The following is a 21,143-nucleotide window of genomic DNA, read 5'->3' on the forward strand; positions in this document are numbered from 1 at the left end:
GGATACCGGCGAGGTGTTCACAGTCGCGGAGGCTGTCGGCCGGCTGTCGGACCCGGCGGTTAGTCTCGCCCTCATGCCACCGGCCAAGAAGCGCCCCCGGGCGTACGACATGTCCAGGACCCGGTCCGCGGTGCTGGCCCAGTTCGCCCACGTACGGGACGCCGTCCGGGCCATGACGCCCGAACAGCTCGCCCTGCCCGCGCCGGGGGGACGCACCGTGCGGGACGTGGCCGCGCGCGTGGCCACGGTCCTGGACAGGGCGAGCCGTGCCATGGAGCTGCCACCGCCCGCCGGCGGCCCCAGGCCGGGCACGGCCCTGCTGGAGTGGCCGTTCTCCGCCGACCGGGACATTGGCGGGACCGACGAGGAGGACCCGGCGGCGGACGGCCCTGATCTCGACGCGTTGTACGAGGAGACGGCCGCGCGGTTCACCGAACTCGTGCCCGCCGGCGCCCAGGACCGGCTGCTGACCACCCGGGCGGGCACGATGCGGCTGGGCGACTTCCTGGTGACCCGTACCGTCGAGCTCGTCATCCACACGGACGATCTCAACCGGGCGACGGACCTCGGCATCCCGTACGACCGGCAGGCACTCGCCGCCTGCACCCGGCTGCTCGCCGACGCGCTCGCGGACAAGGCCCCGGGCGGCTCCGTCGAGGTGCGCGTCCCGCCCTTCGCCGTCGTGCAGTGCATCGGCGGTCCCAAGCACACCCGTGGGACGCCGCCCAACGTCGTGGAGACGGACCCGCTCACCTGGATGCGACTGGCCACCGGCCGCACCAAGTGGGCGGAGGCACTCGGCTCGGCGCAGGTCAGCGCCAGTGGTGAGCGTGCCGACCTCGCGTCGTTGCTGCCGCTGACGGTCTGAGGGGAACCGGATCGGCTGGTCGGCCCGTCACATGGCCATGCGCACACAACGTATGGCCGTCAGCGCCCTTGCCGTCCTGACCACCTTCACCCTGGCCGCCTGCGGTACGGAGCCGGGCCCCGGAGCGGGATCCGGGGACTCGGGCGACCCCGGAGACGGCAGCGGCACCGTGCGGACCGAGCCACCCCTGACCGGTGTCCACTGGAACGTGTCCTCCCTGACCGTCGACGGGAAGAAGACCACCGCGCCCGCCGGAGCCCATGTCGAGATCGGTTCCGAGGGGAAGGCCACCGGCAGTCTGGGCTGCAACCGCTTCAAGGCGGACGTCCGCATCGACGGTTCCGCGGTCACCGTCGGGCAGAGCACCACCACCGCGATGGCGTGCGCGGACGACGTCCAGGAATTCGAGGTCGCCATGGGCCGGGCCTTCCACGGCAAGCTCGACGCAGCGGTCGCCGGGAGCGGCGACGCGCGGACGCTGACCCTGACCACCGCTCAGGGCGATTCCATCGCCCTGAACTCCGAGCCGTCGGCCCCGCTCACCAAGACCGGGTGGAAGGTGAGCGGCCTGCACTCGGGCGATGTCGCCTCCTCCCTGCCCGACGGTACGACGGGCAGGGCGCGGCTCACGTTCGGCGAGGACGGCACCGTGGAGGGGAACCTCGGCTGCAACTCCTTCCACGGCAAGGCGGTCGTCTCCGGCTCCACGATCACCTTCGGCCCGCTGGCCTCGACCCGGAAGATGTGCCCGGGCGGGTCGATGAAGCTGGAGCGGGCGCTGCTCGGGGCCATGAAGGGGGAGACGACGTACACGATCGCGCACCGCACCCTGTCGCTCACGGCGAAGGGCGGCGACGGATTCGAAGCGACCGCCCGGGCTACCGGGCGGTGACCACGGTGCCCGCGAGGCGTTCGCGCGGGGCTCACGGGGCTCCCGCAGCGGTCGCGCGGTGTGAGGCTCGCCACGAAACGAGCGTTCGGCCACGACCAGGTCCGCTCCTCCGTACGGCTCACCGAGTGCCACGATCGAGCAGCGGACGGGGGCGGACGGCCGACAGGACCGACCCGTCGGTAACCGGCGCCCATCCCGTGCCACGGGCGCCCGGCACCCGGTCCGGGCCTCTGACGCGGGGACGACCATGATCACGAGCAGTGATCGCCCGGCCTCACCCCGGACCGTCGGCCGGCGGCCTGCGAGGGCGTGTCCGCAGCCCTCCCCGAGCTCCTGCCAGGCGCTCACCCAATTCGGACCGGTGGTCGATCTCGCCTACACTCGGTGGCGTGCCTCGTGGTGATGGACGACTCAACCACGACCTGCTCCCCGGAGAGAAAGGCCCCCAGGACGCTTGCGGCGTCTTCGGTGTCTGGGCTCCCGGCGAAGAGGTCGCCAAGCTCACCTATTTCGGACTGTATGCCCTGCAGCACCGTGGACAGGAGTCCGCGGGCATCGCAGTGAGCAACGGGTCCCAGATCCTGGTCTTCAAGGACATGGGACTGGTCTCGCAGGTCTTCGACGAAACGTCTCTGGGATCGCTCCAGGGCCATATCGCGGTCGGTCATGCCCGTTACTCCACCACCGGTGCCTCGGTGTGGGAGAACGCGCAGCCGACGTTCCGTGCCACCGCGCACGGCTCGATCGCCCTGGGTCACAACGGCAACCTGGTCAATACGGCCCAGCTCGCCGAAATGGTCGCCGACCTTCCCCGTAGGGACGGCCGTGCCACCCAGGTCGCGGCGACCAACGACACCGATCTGGTGACCGCTCTGCTCGCCGGGCAGAGAGACGCCGACGACAAGCCGCTCACCATCGAGGAAGCCGCCAGCAAGGTGCTCCCCGGGGTGAAGGGCGCCTTCTCGCTCGTCTTCATGGACGAGCACACCCTCTACGCGGCCCGTGACCCGCAGGGCATCCGCCCGTTGGTCCTCGGCCGGCTCGAGCGCGGCTGGGTGGTGGCCTCCGAGTCCGCCGCCCTGGACATCTGCGGTGCGAGCTTCGTCCGCGAGATCGAGCCGGGTGAGCTCGTCGCCATCGACGAGAACGGCCTGCGCACCTCCCGCTTCGCGGAAGCGAAGCCCAAGGGCTGCGTCTTCGAGTACGTCTACCTCGCCCGCCCCGACACCGACATCGCCGGGCGCAACGTCTATCTCTCCCGTGTGGAGATGGGCCGGAAGCTGGCTGCGGAGGCCCCCATCGAGGCCGATCTGGTCATAGCGACGCCGGAATCGGGAACCCCCGCGGCCATCGGTTACGCCGAGGCGAGCGGAATTCCGTTCGGAGCCGGCCTCGTCAAGAACGCCTACGTCGGCCGGACCTTCATCCAGCCCTCGCAGACCATCCGCCAGCTGGGCATCCGCCTCAAGCTGAATCCGCTCAAGGAAGTCATCAAGGGCAAGCGCCTGGTGGTCGTCGACGACTCGATCGTCCGCGGCAACACCCAGCGCGCCCTGGTGCGGATGCTCCGCGAGGCCGGTGCCGCCGAGATCCACATCCGGATCTCGTCCCCGCCGGTCAAGTGGCCCTGTTTCTTCGGGATCGACTTCGCCACGCGCGCCGAGCTGATCGCGAACGGCATGACCGTCGACGAGATCGCCACCTCCATGGGTGCCGACTCGCTCTCGTACATCTCGCTCGACGCGATGGTCGAGGCGACGACGATCGCCAAGCCGAACCTGTGCCGCGCCTGCTTCGACGGCGAATACCCGATGGAGCTCCCGGACCCGGAGCTGCTCGGCAAGCAGCTGCTGGAGACCGAGCTGGCCGCCGGCCCCGCCGCGACCGCGGCTGCCGACGCGCTGCGTCGTCCGTGATCCGGACCGACCGGCCGCTTCCCCACCAGCCCCGCACTCCCACACGAAAGATCCCGGGCCATGTCTGAGACAACAGGTGCTTCCTACGCCGCGGCGGGCGTCGACATCGAAGCCGGTGACCGCGCCGTCGAGCTGATGAAGGAGTGGGTGAAGAAGACGAAGCGCCCCGAGGTCGAGGGCCTCGGCGGCCTCGGCGGGTTCGCCGGTCTCTTCGACGCCTCGGCGCTCAAGCGCTACGAGCGCCCGCTGCTGGCCTCGGCGACCGACGGCGTCGGCACCAAGGTCGATCTGGCCCGGCAGATGGGCGTGTACGACACCATCGGCCACGACCTCGTCGGCATGGTCGTCGACGACCTGGTCGTGTGCGGAGCAGAGCCGCTCTTCATGACCGACTACATCTGTGTCGGCAAGGTGCATCCCGAGCGTGTCGCGGCCATCGTCAAGGGCATCGCCGAGGGCTGCGTCCTCGCGGGCTGCGCGCTGGTGGGCGGCGAGACGGCCGAGCACCCCGGCCTGCTCGGTCCCGACGACTTCGACGTCGCCGGCGCGGGCACGGGCGTGGTCGAGGCCGACCGCCTGCTCGGCCCGGACCGTATCCGCAAGGGTGACGCCGTGATCGCGATGGCGTCCTCCGGTCTTCACTCCAACGGGTACTCGCTCGTGCGCCACGTGGTCTTCGACCGCGCCGGATGGGCCCTGGACCGCGAGGTCGAGGAGTTCGGCAGGACGCTCGGTGAGGAGCTCCTGGAGCCCACCAGGATCTACTCCCTGGACTGCCTGGCACTGACCCGTACGACCGAGGTGCACGGCTTCAGCCACGTCACCGGCGGCGGTCTGGCCAACAACCTGGCCCGGGTGATCCCCGACGCGCTCCACGCCACGGTCGACCGCGGCACCTGGACGCCCGGCGCCGTGTTCGATCTGGTCGGCAAGGCCGGGCAGGTCGAACAGCTGGAGCTCGAGAAGACGCTCAACATGGGTGTCGGCATGATCGCGATCGTGCCGGCCGACTCGGTCGACGCGGCACTGACGACGCTGGCCGACCGGGGCGTGGACTCCTGGGTCGCCGGCGAGATCACCGAGCGCGGTGACCACGCCGCAGGCGCGGCCCTGACCGGAAGCTACGGACGGTAGGACCGCATGTCCGCCGGTCCCGGCCGGGTGCCGGACCGGCGGCGGGCCGTACACGAGTGGTGCTCCGCGGCGAACGCACCGGCCGTTCCTGGCCCGGACAGCACAGAACCCGGTCCGGGCGGACCCGGACCGGGTTGATGTGTCAGAGCGAGGTCAAGCGCCGCGGCGCTGTGACGACGGACCGGACTGTTCGTCCTCGTCCGCGTCCTCGTCGTCGTTGTACAGATCCGCGTACTGTGCGTACGGGTCATCTTCCTCGTCGTCGTCCTCGAACGGCTCTGCGTTCGGTGGCTGACTCGAAGGCGATGCGCCCAGCTCATTGGCCAGACGCGACAGGTCCGTCCCGCCGCTGCTGTACTTCAGCTGGCGGGCGACCTTGGTCTGCTTGGCCTTTGCCCGGCCGCGCCCCATGGCTCGACCCCCTCGGTGACGGGGCTCGACGGCCCCAGAGTCTTGACACGCGTTCATGTTTCAGGACGGACTCTCGGCTGAGAGACCGCGCCCGTGGCTTTAACGGTACCTGCTTCCTCGGCCATACGGTACGCCGCCCGCATCACGTGCCTTCGCGCAGGACCGCCGAGGAGCCCTCCCTCGCTGGTCAAGACCGATTTTAACCTCTTGTTGGCGGCCGACCCGCCGACCTGAGTGAGTCTTGTCTCCCAGGGGCGGGCCGGCCGCTCCGTCACCCCTACGCCGCTTCCGTCGCCGGACTCTCGCCGAGGCCCGGCGACGGGTGCCCGCGGCGTGTCGCACCGGTCAGGGGCGGCGGGCCTCGGCCATCCGCTGCTCGGCGATCCGGTCGGCGGCGGCGGCCGGCGGGATCCCGTCCGCCTTCGCACGTGCGAATATGGCCAGCGTGGTGTCGAAGATCTTCGCCGCCTTCGCCTTGCACCGGTCGAAGTCGAAACCGTGGAGTTCGTCGGCGACCTGGATGACGCCACCGGCGTTCACGACGTAGTCCGGCGCGTACAGGACCGAACGGTCGGCAAGGTCCTTCTCGATACCCGGGTGCGCCAGTTGGTTGTTCGCCGCTCCGCACACGATCTTCGCGGTGAGCACGGGGACGCTCGCGTCGTTCAGCGCGCCGCCCAGTGCGCACGGCGCGTAGATGTCCAGGCCCTCGGTGCGGATCAGCGCGTCCGTGTCCGCGGCCACGCCGACCTCGGGGTGCAGGTCGGTGATCCGGCGGACGGACTCCTCGCGCACATCGGTCACGACGACCTCCGCGCCGTCGCTGAGCAGGTGCTCGACCAGGTGGCGGCCCACCTTGCCGACGCCTGCGACGCCGACCTTGCGGCCGCGCAGCGTGGGGTCGCCCCACAGGTGCTGGGCGGAGGCCCGCATGCCCTGGAAGACGCCGAACGCGGTGAGGACGGAGGAGTCGCCCGCGCCGCCGTTCTCGGGCGAGCGGCCAGTGGTCCAGCGGCATTCCCGGGCGACGACGTCCATGTCGGCGACGAAGGTGCCGACGTCGCACGCGGTCACGTACCGCCCGCCCAGCGATGCCACGAACCGGCCGTAGGCCAGGAGCAGTTCCTCGGACTTGATCAGCTCCGGGTCGCCGATGATCACGGCCTTGCCGCCGCCGTGCTCGAGGCCGGCCATGGCGTTCTTGTACGACATGCCGCGCGACAGGTTCAGCGCGTCCGTGACGGCCTCCTCCTCGGAGGCGTACGGATAGAAGCGGGTTCCGCCGAGGGCGGGGCCCAGGGCGGTGGAGTGCAGGGCGATGACGGCCTTGAGGCCGGTGGCGCGGTCCTGACAGATGACGACTTGTTCGTGGCCCCCCTGATCCGAGTGGAACAGGGTGCGCAGCACATCGACAGGTACGCCGGTCACATCGGTCACTGTGGTGACTCCCAAGTACGAAGCGGCGGAAGACCCTCCTGAAGGTGGGGAGGGTCCCGGCCGGCCCGGCAGCGGCCGGTCCGACTGGGCAAGAGCGTAAGTCCTCGGGACACGCGGATCTGCTCCGGTGCGCGGGATCACCCCCTGGTGGAGTACGGGCGTGACACGATTTACCGCATGTCGGTGGTCTCTTCGGTGCTCGTCCCATACGCGTCCTATCTGCGGGTGTACGAGCCGCTCGCCGCTTTCCGGGAGCCCGAGCGGGGTCACTGGGCCCGTTACGCGCAGCGGCCGGTCCTGCCCACGGCACAGGACGAACTGCGCCGCTCGCTGGCGGACTTGGTGCCCATCCCGCCGGTGCCGGTGCCGGTGCACGAGAGCGGGGACGCCTTCGTGGCGGAGATCGACGGGGTGGTGTGCGTGTGCCCGTGGCGCACCCGGATGCGGGGCTGGATGGCACTGGGCGAGCTGGGGGGTATGTTTCCGGCCAACGTGCTGGACGCGGTGCTGCCCCCGGTGGTGCGGGGCCAGGCGGTGGCGGACTACGAGCGGTGGGCGGAGCGGAACCCGGACGCCCGTCCCTGGATCCGGACCACGGTGTGGCACGTGCCGGTGCGCTGGTTCGTCCTGTTCGACGACGCGGAGCGCGAGTACGTCGCGGCCGGCGCCGACGGGGGGCGGCCCTCCCTGCGCTACCGGACTCCGATGGTGCAGGCGCGGCGGCGGCTGGCGAGGGCCCTGCGGACGCTGCGGGAGACGGTCGACGAAGGGCCGCTGACCGAGGGGCTCGTGGATGTCGGGCGCTGGCTGGAGGAGTTCCATCCGCGCGGTCTGGTCGAGCTCGACTACGGCGGCCTCGTGCACGCGCTCTCCGGCGAGCAGCTCGCCGGTGACCGCTCGGCCGCGGACGTGGCCGAGGGCATCGCGGCTCTGCGCGCCGGGGACAGCGACGCCGCGGGTGTCGCGTACGGGCGTCTCGTCGACCGCTGGCGGGCGGTACGCGACCTGCAGTCCTCCAACTAGCCCGAAGCGGTGTGAATTGGAGCGCAACGCCGCATAGAGGTGTTCAGTGCAGGGAAGAGACATCCTGTGAGGTGTCCGACACTTGCGGGCACCGGGGACGGCGGGCGGAGGTGGACGGGATGTCCTGAGGGGACCGGGAAGACGCGCGACCACGTGCCTGGTGCGACGCGTGCGACGGGCGGGGCGAGGAAGCGCTGTCGCGGCCGTCGGGACCTACGTCCCGAACCGGGCCTTTGCCTCAAGCGTGACGGACAGCACTAACAGGGCCCTTGCGCCCTTCCCTACTCCTCATGCCAAAATAGGACAAGGAGTCCGGGAGGACTCTGTTCGTCCAACTGTGGGCGGAATGCTTTGCATTGCACGCTATGGGGGGTCTGACGACTTCTGACGACTCCTGGTTGACCTGTGACTGATCGTTACTGGGGCGTGACTGTCCGCTATGGCATGGTCCATCGGCTTCCGTCGCTGATGAACACCTGGGAGGGCAATTCCATCGGTTTGGCCGACGTGGCTGGACGGATGGTGTAGTTGTAGTGCCGAGGACAAGCCGTTCGTCCTATAACCGACTCGGCCCGCGTCCGTCATTTCGGGCAACGCGGGTCAAGGTGCAGAATTTAGAGGAAAGAACCGAGATGGTTCGGTTCTCCCGAGGAGGCCGCTCATGACCGCTCGCACCCCTGATGCCGAGCCGCTGCTGACCCCGGCTGAGGTCGCCACGATGTTCCGCGTGGACCCGAAGACGGTCACCCGTTGGGCAAAGGCTGGCAAGCTCACGTCCATCCGCACGCTCGGTGGACATCGCCGGTATCGCGAGGCAGAGGTCCGCGCACTGCTTGCGGGTATTCCGCAGCAGCGCAGCGAGGCCTGACACACCCCTGTCGCCGCAGCCATAACAGGGTTCCGGAGGGTCCCCCAGCCCCCGGTTATCCCACTCATAGCTCCACACGACGGGTGCCCGCCCCAACGGGCGCCATACCTGTGACCATGCGGGTTCGTCGTTCGATCGCGCTGGACTCCGCCGGGTCCAGTGCGATCTTCGTTTTTCCGGAGGGTCTTGCCCGGGGGAGCGGGGTGGCGCGTTCGCGGGCGCGCGGCTCTCCGGACGGCCGCGCCGGCCTCCCGAACCGGCCTCCCGAACCGGCCGACGGGTCGGTTTGCGGAGCCTGGGCGTGTGACTGTGGGCGGGACTGTTCGGGACTGTTCGCCCGGGTCCCGGACGTCGTGGGGCGGCTCGTGCGGAACGGTCCGGGATGTACTCCACAGGTAGTGCAATTGCACATATTAAATTCGCCAGTTGTAGGAAGTGCGTAAGGTGCCCCTTCCTGAAAACAAGTTCAGTGACTCCCGTCACACCGCTGCGAGCTCTCCAACTACGAGCCTGCCACTTCCGGAACGCCGCCGACTGCGGCCGATGGTCACGCCCCGGCGGGACTTCGGTCACCGGGAGGGGCCTCGCCGTGGTCCGCGGGAGGCTCCGTGGCGGGAGCGTCACCTTCCGCGGTGACGCCCCGCGGGCCGGCCTCGCCGCGAGTGCGGCTCCCGCGGCCGCTGTCGGCGCTCTCCGGGGCTGCCAGAGGCTGGTCCGCTGCGCCCGATTCGGCCGCCCCTGAAGGCTCCTGGGGGGCCGTCAGGGGCTCCATGGCCAGCCGCAGCAGCCGATAGCAGATCGGGCAGTGCCGGGTGAGGTGGCGGTAGCCGGAGGCCGCCGCCAGGTGGGCGCGCAGCAGCGCGCGGGTCTCGTGCCTTGCCGTGGACGCGGACATGCGCGCGACCTCCCGGTGGACCCCGCCGCCCCCTGCCGGGTGAACCGGGGCGGACTCCGTCCTACGGGGGTACCCGCGTCCGGTGCCGTAGTCAAGAAGCACGAAAGCCCGGATCCAGGGGATCCGGGCTTTCGTCTACTGCGGTCCTGACGGGATTTGAACCCGCGGCCTCCACCTTGACAGGGTGGCGAGCACTCCAAACTGCTCCACAGGACCTCGTTTTCGCTTCCTGCCTTGCGGCTGGCTGCGAAGACAGACACTACAGGAGGTTCCGGGGCCAGGTCGAACTCACCCACCGTGCGGGAGCTGTTACGGACCGGCGGCGGGTCTCCTCACGGCGCCGCCGCGTCGATCGCCTTCACGATCCGCTTGTCCGAGACGGGCTGCGCGGTGCCGAGCGCGTGCGCGAAGTAGCTCACCCGCAGCTCCTCGATCATCCAGCGGATGTCCAGGACCTCCTGCGGCAGGGGCCGTCCCTGCGGGAGCTGTTCGAGGAGCCAGGCGTACTCGTCCTGCATCTCGTGGACCTTCTCCATGCGCGTCGTGTCGCGCTGGGCGTTCGCCGGCATCTGCTGCAGCCGGCGGTCCTCGGCGACCAGGTAGCGCATGAGGTCGGGCAGCCTGCGCAGCCCCGTGGCGGTGACGAAGCCGGCCGGCACGAGACGGGCCAGGTGGTCGCGCACGTCGGTGACGTTGTTGATCAGGACCAGGCTGTTCGTCGACTTGAGCCTGCGCTCGCAGGCCTGCCAGGCCGCCAGGATCTGCTGCACCTGGCCGACCGTGCGGACGGTGAGGTCCACGATGTCGGCGCGCACCTTGTCGTAGAGCCTGCGGAACGACGCCTCGTCCCAGGCCGGTCCGCCGTGCGCGGCGATCAGCCGGTCCGCGGCCGCCGTCGCGCAGTCGTCGAACAGCGCCTGGACGGACCCGTGCGGATTGCGCGACAGTGCCAGCTTCTGCTGATTGGTGAGCTTGTCCGAGGCGAACTTGGCGGGGTTCACCGGGATGTTCAGCAGGATCAGCTTCCGGGTACCGCGCCACATCGCCTGCTGCTGCTCGGCCTCCGTGTCGAAGAGCCGTACGGCGACCGTGTCGCCCCGGTCGATGAGTGCCGGGTAGGCCTTCACCGGCTGACCCGCCCGGCGGGTCTCGAACACGCGGTCCAGGGTGCCGATGGTCCAGTCGGTGAGGCCCGCCCGCTCGACGGACTCGCCCGAGGGCCCGGCCGTGGCCGCCGCGGCATCGGAGAGGGCCTGCCGCGCCTTGGGACGCAGCTGGATCCTCAGCGCCTCCAGGTCCTTGTCCTCGGCGACCTTGCGGCGCCGTTCGTCGGTGATCCGGAAGGTGATCTTGAGGTGGTCCGGGATCCGGGACAGGTCGAAGTCGTCGGCCGTGACCGGTACGCCGACCATCCGCTGGAGCTCACGGGCGAGGGTGAGCGGCAGCGGCTCCTGCAGCGGGACAGCCCGGTCGAGGAACTTGTCCGCGTAGTTCGGCGCTGGGACGTAGTGCCTGCGGATCGGCTTCGGCAGCGAGCGGATCAGCTCGGTGACGACCTCCTCACGCAGGCCCGGGATCTGCCAGTCGAAGCCCTGGGACGTGACCTGGTTGAGCACCTGGAGCGGGATGTGGACGGTCACGCCGTCGGCGTCCGCGCCGGGCTCGAACTGGTAGGTCACCCGGAATTTGAGCTTCCCCTGCCGCCAGGAGTCCGGGTAGTCGTCCTTGGTGACGGCGCCGGCCTTCTCGTTGATGAGCATCGAGCGCTCGAAGTCGAGGGCGTCGGGCTCGTCGCGGCGCTTGTGCTTCCACCAGGAGTCGAAGTGGGCTCCCGAGACGATGTGCTCGGGGATCCGCCGGTCGTAGAAGTCGAAGAGTGTCTCGTCGTCCACGAGGATGTCGCGGCGCCGGGCGCGGTGCTCCAACTCCTCGACCTCGCCGAGAAGTTTGCGATTGTCATGGAAGAACTGGTGGTGCGTGCGCCAGTCCCCCTCGACCAGGGCGTTCCGGATGAACAGATCGCGGGACGCCTCCTGGTCGATACGGCCGAAATTGATCTTGCGCTGGGCGACGATCGGTACCCCGTAGAGCGTGACGCGCTCGTACGCCATGACCGCCGCCTGGTCCTTCTCCCAGTGCGGCTCGCTGTAGGTGCGCTTCAGCAGGTGCTGGGCGAGGGGTTCGATCCACTCCGGCTCGACCTTCGCGTTGACGCGCGCCCACAGCCGGGAGGTCTCGACCAGCTCGGCCGACATCACGAACCGGGGCTGCTTCTTGAACAGCGCGGAGCCCGGGAAGATCGCGAACTTGGCGCTCCGGGCGCCCACGTACTCGTTCTTCTCGGTGTCCTTCAGCCCGATGTGCGAAAGGAGGCCGGCCAGCAGCGAGGTGTGCACCGCCTGCTCGGGGACGCCCTCGTCGGCCTTGGGCTCCTCGACGCTGATGCCCATCTGCTTGGCCACCGTGCGCAGCTGCGCGTAGATGTCCTGCCACTCCCGGATGCGCAGGAAGTTCAGGTACTCCTGCTTGCACATCCGGCGGAACGACGAGGAGCCGCGCTCCCTCTGCTGCTCGCGGACGTAGCGCCAGAGGTTCAGGTACGCCAGGAAGTCGGACGTCTCGTCCTTGAACCGGGCGTGCTGCTGGTCGGCCTGGGTCTGCTTCTCCGCGGGCCGCTCGCGCGGGTCCTGGATGGAGAGCGCGGCGGCGATGACCATGACCTCGCGGGCGCAGCCGTTCTTGTCGGCCTCGATGACCATGCGGGCCAGGCGGGGGTCGACGGGCAGCTGGGAGAGCTTGCGCCCGAGCGGGGTGAGCCGCTGCCCCTTCTTCCCCTCCTGGGGGGACTTCTCCCCCGCTTCGAGCGCGCCGAGCTCCTGGAGGAGCTGCACGCCGTCACGGATGTTGCGGTGGTCCGGCGGGTCGATGAAGGGGAACTTCTCGATGTCGCCGAGGCCCGCCGCGGTCATCTGGAGGATGACGGAGGCCAGGTTGGTCCGCAGGATCTCCGGGTCGGTGAACTCCGGCCGGGTGACGAAGTCGTCCTCGGAGTACAGCCGGATGCAGATGCCGTCCGACGTACGGCCGCACCGGCCCTTGCGCTGGTTGGCGCTGGCCTGGGAGATCCGCTCGATCGGCAGCCGCTGGACCTTGGTGCGGTGGCTGTAGCGGGAGATGCGGGCGTTGCCCGGGTCGATCACGTACTTGATGCCGGGGACGGTCAGCGAGGTCTCGGCGACGTTGGTCGCCAGAACGATCCTGCGGCCCGTGTGGCGCTGGAACACGCGGTGCTGCTCGGCGTGCGACAGGCGCGCGTAGAGGGGGAGCACCTCGGTGTGTCTGAGGTTGCGTTTGTTCAGGGCGTCCGCGGTGTCCCGGATCTCGCGTTCGCCGGAGAGGAAGACCAGGACGTCGCCGGGGGCCTCGTGGCCCAGCTCGTCGACGGCGTCGCAGATCGCGGTGATCTGGTCCCGGTCGGAGTCGTCGCCCTCTTCCTCGAGGAGGGGCCGGTAGCGCACCTCCACCGGATAGGTACGCCCGCTGACCTCGACGACCGGCGCCGCGCCGAAGTGGCGTGCGAACCGCTCGGGGTCGATGGTCGCCGAGGTGATGACGACCTTGAGATCCGGGCGCTTCGGCAGCAGGCGGGCCAGGTAACCGAGCAGGAAGTCGATGTTCAGGGACCGCTCGTGGGCCTCGTCGATGATGATCGTGTCGTAGGCCAGCAGCTCGCGGTCCGTCTGGATCTCGGCGAGCAGGATGCCGTCGGTCATCAGTTTCAGGTACGTCGACTCGGGGTTCACCTGGTCGGTGAAGCGGACCTTCCAGCCGACCGTCTCGCCCAGCGGCGTCTTCAGCTCGTCCGCGACCCGCTCCGCGACCGTACGGGCGGCGATCCGGCGGGGCTGGGTGTGCCCGATCATGCCCCGGACGCCCCGTCCCAGCTCCATGCAGATCTTGGGGATCTGCGTGGTCTTGCCGGACCCGGTCTCACCCGCGACGATCACGACCTGGTGGTCGCGTATCGCCTCCAGGATCTCGTCCTTCTTCTGGCTGACCGGGAGCTCGTCTGGGTACGACAGAGCGGGCAGCCGGGCGGCGCGCGTGGCGAGCCGTTCGGCCGCTTTGCCCGCTTCGGCCGCGATCTCGTCCAGAACGGACTGTCGGGCCTCGGGCTTGCGGATGCGGCGCGCTCCTTCGAGGCGCCGGCCGAGCCGGTTCGCGTCGCGGAGCGAGAGCTGTCCGAGCTGGGACTGGAGATCGGCGAAGGAAGTAGACATACGGATCCCAGGATCTCACCCGGGCGCGAGGAGTGGCGAACCCATTTCGTACCGGCCCCGTCGGGCGGCCAGGGATGCGTCACATCGGTGACCGAGCGGTCATGCGCAGTCACAGCACGTACCATTTCGGGCAGCTGATCACTCGTTCCCCGTCCAAGGCGGTCCCGTGTCCCCTTCGCAGCGGCGCAGCCCGGCGGCCGCGCGTGATGTCCTGCGGCGGGCGCCCCGCGTGCCGCAGGGTGCGGTGGGTGCCGTACTCCGCCGGTACCGGGCGATATCCCCACCCGCCGAACTCTCCGAGCCGAGGGTGCAGGCGGGCCCTCCCCGCTCCACTCCCCCTCACCCGATACACCCGCACCAGCCCGGAGTGCCGCATGCCCACGCCCCACCGCACCTGGTCGACCACGAGGAAGCCGCTGTTCCTCGGCCTCGCCGTCGCGCTCGCCGCAGGACTGCTCGGCCTCGTCTCCTATCTGGCCACCGCCCCCGACGGTGCCGCTTCGGACACCCCGGCCACCCGTGCGACCGAGGGCACCGACCCCGACGTCCGCCGCGAACTGGCGGAACTCGCCCGCCGCGACGCGGGTGACAAGCTGGCCCTGGGACGCACCGACGCCCCGGTCGTCCTCATCGAGTACGCCGACTTCCAGTGCGGCTACTGCGGCAAGTTCGCCCGGGACACCGAACCCGAACTGATCAAGAGGTACGTCGAGGACGGCACCCTGCGGATCGAGTGGCGCAACTTCCCGATCTTCGGCGAGGCGTCGGAGGCGGCGGCCCGCGCTGCCTGGGCGGCCGGGCGGCAGGACCGCTTCTGGGCCTTCCACCGCGCCGCCTACGCCGAGGACGCCAAGGAGAAGGGCTTCGGCAAGGCCCGGCTGAGGACCCTCGCCGGGCAGGCGGGCGTCAAGGACCTCGACCGGTTCGCACGCGACAGCGCCAGCCCGGCGGCCGCGGAGGCGGTCCGCGCGGACCGGGAACAGGCCTACGGGATCGGCGCCACGTCCACCCCGTCCTTCCTCATCAACGGCCGTCCCGTCGCCGGTGCCCAGCCGACGGCCGTCTTCACCCAGGCCGTCGAGGAGGCCGCGGCGGAGGCCGCGAACGTGGGCAGCGCGGGCAACGACGCCGGTGACCCCGCGAAGTGACCCCGGACATCGGCTACTTCGCGGCACTGCTCGGCGGACTGCTCGCCCTGGTCAGCCCGTGCAGCGCCCTGCTGCTCCCGGCCTTCTTCGCGTACTCCGTCGACTCCGCCACACGGCTGCTGGCGCACACGGGGATCTTCTACGCCGGTCTCGCGACGACCCTCGTCCCGCTGGGCGCGGCGGGTTCGTACACCGGGCGGCTGCTCCACGGGCACCGGGACGCGCTCGTACTCGGCGCGGGCTGGCTGATCATCGGGCTCGGTCTCCTCCAGATCGCCGGTCTGGGCTTCGCCTCCCGGCGGATCGCCGCACTGAGCGGCCGGATCAGGCCCACGACGGCTCTTTCCGTCTACGCCCTGGGTGCGGTCTACGGACTGGCCGGCTTCTGTGCGGGCCCGATCCTCGGAGGCGTCCTCACGGTGGCGGCCGTCAGCGGCAGTCCCGTCTACGGCGGGCTGCTTCTCGCCGTCTACGCACTGGGCATGGCCGTGCCGCTGTTCGTGCTCGCACTGCTCTGGGACCGCTTCGACCTGGGCCGCAGGGCCTGGCTGCGCGGCAGGACGCTGCACTTCGGCCGCCTCGGAGTGCACAGCAACTCGCTGCTGTCCGGTCTCCTCTTCGTCGGACTCGGCGTGCTCTTCCTCGTCTACGACGGAACGACCGGGCTGCCCGGACTCCTGGACGTCGACTCGTCGTTCGCCGTCGAGCAGTGGGCGCAGCGCGTCGGCGCGAGCGTGCCGGACGTGGCGGCGCTGACCGTGGTAGTGGCCGTGGCCCTGCTGGTGCCGGTCGTCCATGCGATCCGCCGGCGCCGCGACGACCAGTGACGGGCGGCGGGTGCGGGTACGACGAAGGCCCCGTCCGGGGACGGGGCCTTCGGGTGGTGGCTGGGGCCGGGATCGAACCGGCGACCTATCGCTTTTCAGGCGATCGCTCGTACCAACTGAGCTACCCAGCCACGCAGCTCATATGGGCTGCAGCGGTCCTGACGGGATTTGAACCCGCGGCCTCCACCTTGACAGGGTGGCGAGCACTCCAAACTGCTCCACAGGACCAAGCTGTTGTGCGACTAAGTGTCGCACAGGGTGGTGCGTGCCCCCAACGGGATTCGAACCCGTGCTACCGCCTTGAAAGGGCGGCGTCCTGGGCCACTAGACGATGAGGGCAAAACAGCTGTTGTTGCTGCTTCTGCGTCTGTCGCCCCAGGGGACGTGAGAAGCATCTGACTCAGCTTCGCCTCGAGAGGTTCCGCTTCTTCCTCAACCAGTACTGGCATCAGAACGGTCGAGCCCTGACCGGCGCCCGTTTGGGCACGTCGCAGACTGTACTACGGCGTTTCGGTGTCAGCCAAACCGATTGGGCGAGGGGGACGCCCCGGCTTTGTTCTCCTCCGGAAGGTGGCGGCCGACCTCGGCCGTCGTGAGGCCGAGCCCGCCCAGCGTGATCTCGTCCCAGGCCTGCAGGTGCCGGGTGGAGCGGTCCAGGTAGAGCACCGAGGCGCGCACCTTCTCGGGCTTCTCGTTCTGTACGGCGCGCAGTCCGCCGCCGCCCGTGGAGCCTTCGACCTTCAGGCGGGTGCCCAGGGGGAGCAGTTCGTTCACCCGGTGGTGGATATGGCCCGCCAGGACCAGAGGAACCGTTCCGTCGGTCTCCCGGGCCGCGTTCGGGTCGTGGGCCACCGCGATGTCCACCGGGGTGCCCGCCCGCTTCTGGTCGCGCAGCGCCGAGGCGAGACGCATGCCGGCCAGTTGCTCGGCGGCCTTGCCGCCCGGGGGGCGGGAGCGGTCGGGGGTGAACTGGGGGTCGCCGGTGCCCGCGATGCGCAGCCCGGCCACGTCCACCGCGGCACCCTCGTCCAGGACGTGCACGTTCTTCGTCTTCTCCAGATACGCCTGGGTCAGCTTCGAGTCGTGGTTGCCCCGCACCCAGACGTAGGGGGCGCCGAGGTCCCGGGCCGGGTCCAGGAAGCCGTTCTCGGCGGCCGTGCCGTGGTCCATCGTGTCGCCGGAGTCGATGATCACGTCGATCTCGTACTGCTCGACCAGCGGCGCGATGATGTGCCAGGCCGCCGGGTTCAGGTGGATGTCGGAGACGTGCAGGACCCGGATGGTCCCGGGGTCGGGCTGGTAGACGGGCAGCGTGGACGTGGCGTCGTACAGCTTGGTGACGTTGGTGACGAGGCGCGCCAGTTCCTGCTGGTAGACGTCGAATTCGGTGACGATCGACCGGGCGTCGCCGACTACCGACGGGGCGCTGGAGAGCAGCCCCGAGAACTTCGGCTCCAGGACCGACTTCGGGTTCCAGGTGGCGTACGCGCTCACACCCGAGGCCGCCAGGAGCGCCAGCGCGAGCCCGCCGGCCGCCAGCGCGCGGCGCGGGCGGCGGTAGACGACGAGGCCGAGGGCGGTGGCCCCCGACACGACGGCCACGCAGGAGCGGACGGCCAGCTCGCGGGTGCCGGAGGCGACGTCGTCGGTGACCTCCTGCTGCAGGCCGGACAGGCGCTCGGGGTGCTTCACCAGGGCCTGGGAGCGCTCCGGGTCCAGCTGGTCGACGTCCACGTCCAGGCGGACGGGGGCGTGGTGGGAGTCCAGCTCCAGGGCGCCGAGGGGAGACACGTTGATCTTGGTTCCGCCGCTCACCGACGGCCGCAGGGTCATGGTCGTGTCCATGGGCCCCACCGGCGTACGCACGCTGCCGACCACCAGCAGCCCGAGCCAGGCACCCAGCACCACCACTGCCAGCAGCCCGAGCGCATGTTGCCAGGGGTGCGTCGCGGGGGCGAGGCCGAGGGCCGAGGGAGAGCGGGAGGGGCGGAGTCGGCGGACACGGGCGGCTGCGGCGTGGAACGGGCGTGCCATTGGGCGCGTATGCCCCGAACGGACGGCGGACATGCGGGCCGGCGGGCGGTGGTGGGCCGGGCGGGTGGCCCGCGGGCGGGGAGCGGCCCGTCCGCACAGGGGTGGCCGTAAGTGACAATGGCCGGGTGCTGGAGATGACGCGCGAGGAGTTCGAAGAGCTGGTGAGCCTTGCTCTTGACCGTGTCCCGCCGGAGCTGATGCGGCTGATGGACAACGTCGCGGTGTTCGTGGAGGAGGAGCCCGAGGAATCCGAGGACCCGCGGGACCGGGAACTGCTCGGCCTCTACGAGGGAACCCCGCTGACCGAGCGCGGCGAGTGGTACGCGGGAGTGCTCCCGGACCGGATCACCATCTACCGGGGGCCGACGCTGCGCATGTGCGAGACGCGCGAGGACGTCGTCGCCGAGACCGAGATCACCGTCGTCCACGAGATCGCCCACCACTTCGGCATCGACGACGAGCGGCTGCACGAGCTGGGTTACGGGTGAGCACCCGGCTCGCGCCGGCGCTCCTGGCGGCGTCGGGGGAGTGAGTGGGGGAGCGCCGTGTGTGCGGGTGTTGTGCCGGGGCGTGTCCCCGGTGGGGGCAGGGGAGTTGAACACAGCGCCCCCGTCCCTCTCCGCCCCGGAGGTCCATCCCGTGCGCCAGTTGTCCGCCCGCGTCCGCTGGGCAGCCGTCACCGCGCTGACGATCGCCGCGTCCACCGGCTGCATGAGCGTCGGCGACGACGCAGGGGACCCGTCACCCACGCGACAGGCGGACCGGAAGGGTGCCTCGGCCCGGCCGGACGGGGACACCGCTTCCGGCTCCGGGTGGTCCGGTTCCGGGCGGGCCGAGGCGCAGTCCGACCGGCACGACGCCCGCCGCAAGCCGGACGCGAAGGCCCCGGGCCGGGGCGCGTCGGCCGGTCCCGAGGGCGGCACCCCCGGGGTGCCCGGTACCGCCCCCGGCACATCCGAGCCCACGCGTGGCGGGCCGCTGCCCACGCCCGAGCCCAGCGCACCCGGGCCCGCTGAGCCGCCACCCCCGCCGGTGAGCCCGGAGCCGCCTCCGCCCTCGCCCGACCCGGAGCCGTCGCAGCCGCCCGAGCCGCCCACGGCTTCGCCGGCCGCGGCGCAGTTCCGTACGGACGCGATGGGGGTGCCGGACCGGGTGGACGTGTGGCCCACTCCGAGGGCATCGCCGCAGGTCGCGCCGGTGTGAGCACCGAACTGGACGCCCCGGTTTGCGCGAAGTGGGGGAGGGTGCGTATGGTAGTAGATCGTTTGATCCCATTGCCCGGCGCCGACACAGAAGAGCGCCGTGTGGCGCGTACTCTCCCTTGCCGTGGCTGGACCGCATTGAGGCGGTCGAAATTGCGAAAACACGGAGTTACGGGCGCGTGCCGAGACTCCGGAAGGTTTCGCATTTCGCATGTCAATTTCCAGTTCTGACCACACCGTCATGTCCGAGAGCGTCGAGAACGACGTCGAGATCATCGAGGTCGTGGAGGCCGCCGAGTCCCTCGTGGCCCAGGCTCCCGACGCGGTCGTCGAGTCTCCCGCCGCCGAGTCCCCCGCCGAGGAGGCCTCCGCCGAGGACGCCGAGCCCGGCATCACGTTCGCCTCGCTGGGCCTGCCCGAGGGCATCGTCCGCAAGCTCGCGCAGAACGGTGTGACGGCCCCCTTCCCGATCCAGGCCGCGACCATCCCGGACGCCCTGGCCGGCAAAGACATCCTGGGCCGTGGCCGTACCGGCTCCGGCAAGACCCTCTCCTTCGGTCTGCCCACCCTGACCGCGCTGGCCGGCGGTCACACCGACAAGAAGAAGCCCCGCGCGATCATCCTCACGCCGACCCGTGAGCTCGCGATGCAGGTCGCGGACGCGCTCCAGCCCTACGGCGACGTACTCGGCCTGAAGATGAAGGTCGTCTGCGGCGGTACGTCCATGGGCAACCAGATCTACGCGCTGGAGCGCGGTGTCGACGTCCTCGTCGCCACCCCGGGCCGACTGCGCGACATCATCAACCGTGGCGCCTGCTCCCTGGCCAACGTCCAGGTCGCGGTCCTCGACGAGGCCGACCAGATGTCGGACCTGGGCTTCCTGCCCGAGGTCACCGAGCTGCTCGACCAGATCCCCGGCGGCGGCCAGCGCATGCTCTTCTCCGCCACCATGGAGAACGAGATCGGCACGCTCGTCAAGCGTTACCTGAGCAACCCGGTCACCCACGAGGTCGACAGCGCCCAGGGCAACGTCTCGACCATGTCTCACCACGTCCTCGTCGTGAAGCCGAAGGACAAGGCGCCCGTCACGGCCGCGATCGCCGCCCGCAAGGGCCGCACGATCATCTTCGTCCGCACCCAGCTGGGTGCCGACCGCATCGCCGAGCAGCTCATCGAGTCCGGCGTGAAGGCGGACGCGCTGCACGGCGGCATGACGCAGGGTGCCCGTACCCGCGTGCTCGAGGACTTCAAGAAGGGCTTCGTCAACGCGCTCGTCGCCACCGATGTCGCCGCCCGCGGTATCCACGTCGACGGCATCGACCTGGTCCTGAACGTGGACCCGGCCGGTGACCACAAGGACTACCTGCACCGCTCGGGCCGCACCGCCCGTGCCGGCAAGTCCGGTGTCGTCGTCTCGCTGGCGCTGCCGCACCAGCGTCGTCAGATCTTCCGCCTCATGGAGGACGCGGGCGTCGACGCCTCGCGTCACATCGTCCAGGGCGCGGGCGTCTTCGAGCCCGAGGTCGCCGAGATCACCGGCGCCCGGTCGCTGACCGAGGTCCAGGCCGACTCCGCGAACAACGCGGCCAAGCAGGCCGAGCGCGAGGCCGCCGACCTCACCAAGCAGCTGGAGCGCGTCCAGCGCCGTGCCGTCGAGCTGCGCGAGGAGGCCGACCGTCTGGTCGCCCGTGCCGCACGCGAGCGGGGCGACGACCCGGAGGCGGCGGTGGCCGAGGTGGCCGCCGAGGCCGAGGCCGCGCTCGTCGCCGCCGTGTCCGTCCCCGAGCAGCCTGCTGCCCGCGAGGACCGTCGTGACGACCGCGGCAACTACGCCCGCCGTGACGACCGCGGCGGCGACCGGGGCGGATACCGCGGCGGCAACGACCGCGTCGGCGAGCGCAGTGGCCGTCCCGCCGGTGGCAACGGTTACCGGGGCAGCAGCGACCGCCCGTCGTTCCGCGGGAGCAACGACCGTCGTGAGGACCGTCCGGTCGGTGGCGGTTTCCGTTCCGGTGGCGGCGACCGTCGCGACGACCGTGGTGGCCGTTCGTTCGAGCGTCGTGACAACGACCGCCCGGCGTTCAACCGTGACCGCCGTGACGAGCGTCCCTCGGGCGGTTTCCGTTCCGGTGGCGGCGACCGTCGCGACGACCGTGGTGGCCGTTCGTTCGAGCGTCGTGACAACGACCGCCCGGCGTTCAACCGTGA

16 protein-coding genes and 4 tRNA genes are annotated in these 21,143 nt (G+C 70.5%); 11 read left to right on the forward strand and 9 right to left on the reverse strand.

Annotated elements, in window-relative coordinates; all coding sequences use genetic code 11:
* Positions 1–73: 73 nt before the first annotated feature.
* From ACFU5K_RS10455 to purM, 4 genes are all read left to right on the forward strand, one after another.
* Complete coding sequence (locus tag ACFU5K_RS10455) at positions 74–868, forward strand: sterol carrier family protein (protein ID WP_384058862.1); 795 nt, start codon at positions 74–76, stop codon at positions 866–868.
* A gap of 37 nt (positions 869–905) precedes the next feature.
* The gene (locus ACFU5K_RS10460) at positions 906–1,760 is read left to right on the forward strand and encodes an META domain-containing protein (protein ID WP_384058863.1); all 855 of its coding nucleotides are present in this window, start codon (positions 906–908) and stop codon (positions 1,758–1,760) included.
* Positions 1,761–2,149: 389 nt separating this feature from the next.
* A complete protein-coding gene (purF, locus tag ACFU5K_RS10465; protein ID WP_384058865.1) occupies positions 2,150–3,676 on the forward strand; it encodes an amidophosphoribosyltransferase in 1,527 nt (508 codons plus the stop codon).
* A 60-nt stretch (positions 3,677–3,736) separates the two neighbouring features.
* Positions 3,737–4,810 carry a phosphoribosylformylglycinamidine cyclo-ligase gene (purM, locus tag ACFU5K_RS10470; RefSeq protein ID WP_384058867.1) on the forward strand — a complete coding sequence of 358 codons (1,074 nt, stop codon included), beginning with the start codon at positions 3,737–3,739 and terminating at the stop codon, positions 4,808–4,810.
* 153 nt (positions 4,811–4,963) lie between these two features.
* Here purM and ACFU5K_RS10475 read toward each other — a convergent pair whose 3' ends face one another.
* Positions 4,964–5,221 (reverse strand): DUF3073 domain-containing protein, encoded by a 258-nt coding sequence (locus tag ACFU5K_RS10475; RefSeq protein WP_073750911.1) that lies wholly within the window; start codon positions 5,219–5,221, stop codon positions 4,964–4,966.
* A gap of 345 nt (positions 5,222–5,566) precedes the next feature.
* Complete coding sequence (locus ACFU5K_RS10480; protein WP_384058869.1) at positions 5,567–6,658, reverse strand: Leu/Phe/Val dehydrogenase; 1,092 nt, start codon at positions 6,656–6,658, stop codon at positions 5,567–5,569.
* A gap of 177 nt (positions 6,659–6,835) precedes the next feature.
* Between ACFU5K_RS10480 and ACFU5K_RS10485 the strand changes: the two genes are divergently transcribed.
* Positions 6,836–7,681, forward strand: a complete 846-nt coding sequence (locus ACFU5K_RS10485) for a hypothetical protein (RefSeq protein ID WP_384058871.1) — start codon at positions 6,836–6,838, stop codon at positions 7,679–7,681.
* Between the two features lie 661 nt (positions 7,682–8,342).
* Positions 8,343–8,549 (forward strand): developmental transcriptional regulator BldC, encoded by a 207-nt coding sequence (gene bldC, locus ACFU5K_RS10490; RefSeq protein WP_003949541.1) that lies wholly within the window; start codon positions 8,343–8,345, stop codon positions 8,547–8,549.
* Between the two features lie 547 nt (positions 8,550–9,096).
* On the opposite strand, the gene ACFU5K_RS10495 is transcribed toward bldC, so the two are convergent.
* The 3 genes from ACFU5K_RS10495 to hrpA form a co-directional block, all read right to left on the reverse strand.
* Positions 9,097–9,444, reverse strand: a complete 348-nt coding sequence (locus ACFU5K_RS10495) for a DUF6274 family protein (protein ID WP_384058873.1) — start codon at positions 9,442–9,444, stop codon at positions 9,097–9,099.
* A 141-nt stretch (positions 9,445–9,585) separates the two neighbouring features.
* Positions 9,586–9,660 (reverse strand) — tRNA-Asp (locus tag ACFU5K_RS10500).
* 116 nt (positions 9,661–9,776) lie between these two features.
* Positions 9,777–13,724, reverse strand: a complete 3,948-nt coding sequence (gene hrpA, locus ACFU5K_RS10505; RefSeq protein ID WP_384058875.1) for an ATP-dependent RNA helicase HrpA — start codon at positions 13,722–13,724, stop codon at positions 9,777–9,779.
* A gap of 374 nt (positions 13,725–14,098) precedes the next feature.
* Between hrpA and ACFU5K_RS10510 the strand changes: the two genes are divergently transcribed.
* Positions 14,099–14,872 carry a DsbA family protein gene (locus ACFU5K_RS10510; RefSeq protein ID WP_384058877.1) on the forward strand — a complete coding sequence of 258 codons (774 nt, stop codon included), beginning with the start codon at positions 14,099–14,101 and terminating at the stop codon, positions 14,870–14,872.
* On the forward strand, positions 14,869–15,699 hold the full coding sequence (locus ACFU5K_RS10515; protein WP_384058878.1) for a cytochrome c biogenesis CcdA family protein: 831 nt from the start codon (positions 14,869–14,871) through the stop codon (positions 15,697–15,699). Before ACFU5K_RS10510 ends, ACFU5K_RS10515 begins: the two co-directional genes overlap by 4 nt.
* A gap of 54 nt (positions 15,700–15,753) precedes the next feature.
* Here ACFU5K_RS10515 and ACFU5K_RS10520 read toward each other — a convergent pair.
* From ACFU5K_RS10520 to ACFU5K_RS10535, 4 genes are all read right to left on the reverse strand, one after another.
* Positions 15,754–15,830, reverse strand: a tRNA-Phe gene (locus ACFU5K_RS10520).
* A gap of 22 nt (positions 15,831–15,852) precedes the next feature.
* Positions 15,853–15,927: transfer RNA gene (locus ACFU5K_RS10525), tRNA-Asp, on the reverse strand.
* A 38-nt stretch (positions 15,928–15,965) separates the two neighbouring features.
* Positions 15,966–16,038 (reverse strand) — tRNA-Glu (locus tag ACFU5K_RS10530).
* A gap of 177 nt (positions 16,039–16,215) precedes the next feature.
* The gene (locus ACFU5K_RS10535) at positions 16,216–17,733 is read right to left on the reverse strand and encodes a metallophosphoesterase (RefSeq protein ID WP_384058880.1); all 1,518 of its coding nucleotides are present in this window, start codon (positions 17,731–17,733) and stop codon (positions 16,216–16,218) included.
* 125 nt (positions 17,734–17,858) lie between these two features.
* Between ACFU5K_RS10535 and ACFU5K_RS10540 the strand changes: the two genes are divergently transcribed.
* From ACFU5K_RS10540 to ACFU5K_RS10550, 3 genes are all read left to right on the forward strand, one after another.
* Complete coding sequence (locus tag ACFU5K_RS10540; RefSeq protein WP_384058882.1) at positions 17,859–18,221, forward strand: metallopeptidase family protein; 363 nt, start codon at positions 17,859–17,861, stop codon at positions 18,219–18,221.
* Between the two features lie 151 nt (positions 18,222–18,372).
* On the forward strand, positions 18,373–18,936 hold the full coding sequence (locus ACFU5K_RS10545; RefSeq protein ID WP_384058884.1) for a hypothetical protein: 564 nt from the start codon (positions 18,373–18,375) through the stop codon (positions 18,934–18,936).
* A 240-nt stretch (positions 18,937–19,176) separates the two neighbouring features.
* The coding region (locus ACFU5K_RS10550) for a DEAD/DEAH box helicase (RefSeq protein ID WP_384058936.1) at positions 19,177–21,143 on the forward strand (1,967 nt) is incomplete at its 3' end.

This window comes from Streptomyces sp. NPDC057428 (genome assembly GCF_042803195.1).
Taxonomy (GTDB): domain Bacteria; phylum Actinomycetota; class Actinomycetes; order Streptomycetales; family Streptomycetaceae; genus Streptomyces.

Coding starts and splice junctions, on each gene's coding strand:
- ACFU5K_RS10455 (WP_384058862.1), top strand. CDS start 74: ATGCCACCGGCCAAGAAGCGCCCCCGGGCGTACGACATGTCCAGGACC.
- ACFU5K_RS10460 (WP_384058863.1), top strand. CDS start 906: ATGCGCACACAACGTATGGCCGTCAGCGCCCTTGCCGTCCTGACCACC.
- purM (WP_384058867.1), top strand. CDS start 3,737: ATGTCTGAGACAACAGGTGCTTCCTACGCCGCGGCGGGCGTCGACATC.
- ACFU5K_RS10475 (WP_073750911.1), bottom strand. CDS start 5,221: ATGGGGCGCGGCCGGGCAAAGGCCAAGCAGACCAAGGTCGCCCGCCAG.
- ACFU5K_RS10485 (WP_384058871.1), top strand. CDS start 6,836: ATGTCGGTGGTCTCTTCGGTGCTCGTCCCATACGCGTCCTATCTGCGG.
- bldC (WP_003949541.1), top strand. CDS start 8,343: ATGACCGCTCGCACCCCTGATGCCGAGCCGCTGCTGACCCCGGCTGAG.
- ACFU5K_RS10495 (WP_384058873.1), bottom strand. CDS start 9,444: ATGTCCGCGTCCACGGCAAGGCACGAGACCCGCGCGCTGCTGCGCGCC.
- hrpA (WP_384058875.1), bottom strand. CDS start 13,724: ATGTCTACTTCCTTCGCCGATCTCCAGTCCCAGCTCGGACAGCTCTCG.
- ACFU5K_RS10510 (WP_384058877.1), top strand. CDS start 14,099: ATGCCCACGCCCCACCGCACCTGGTCGACCACGAGGAAGCCGCTGTTC.
- ACFU5K_RS10535 (WP_384058880.1), bottom strand. CDS start 17,733: ATGGCACGCCCGTTCCACGCCGCAGCCGCCCGTGTCCGCCGACTCCGC.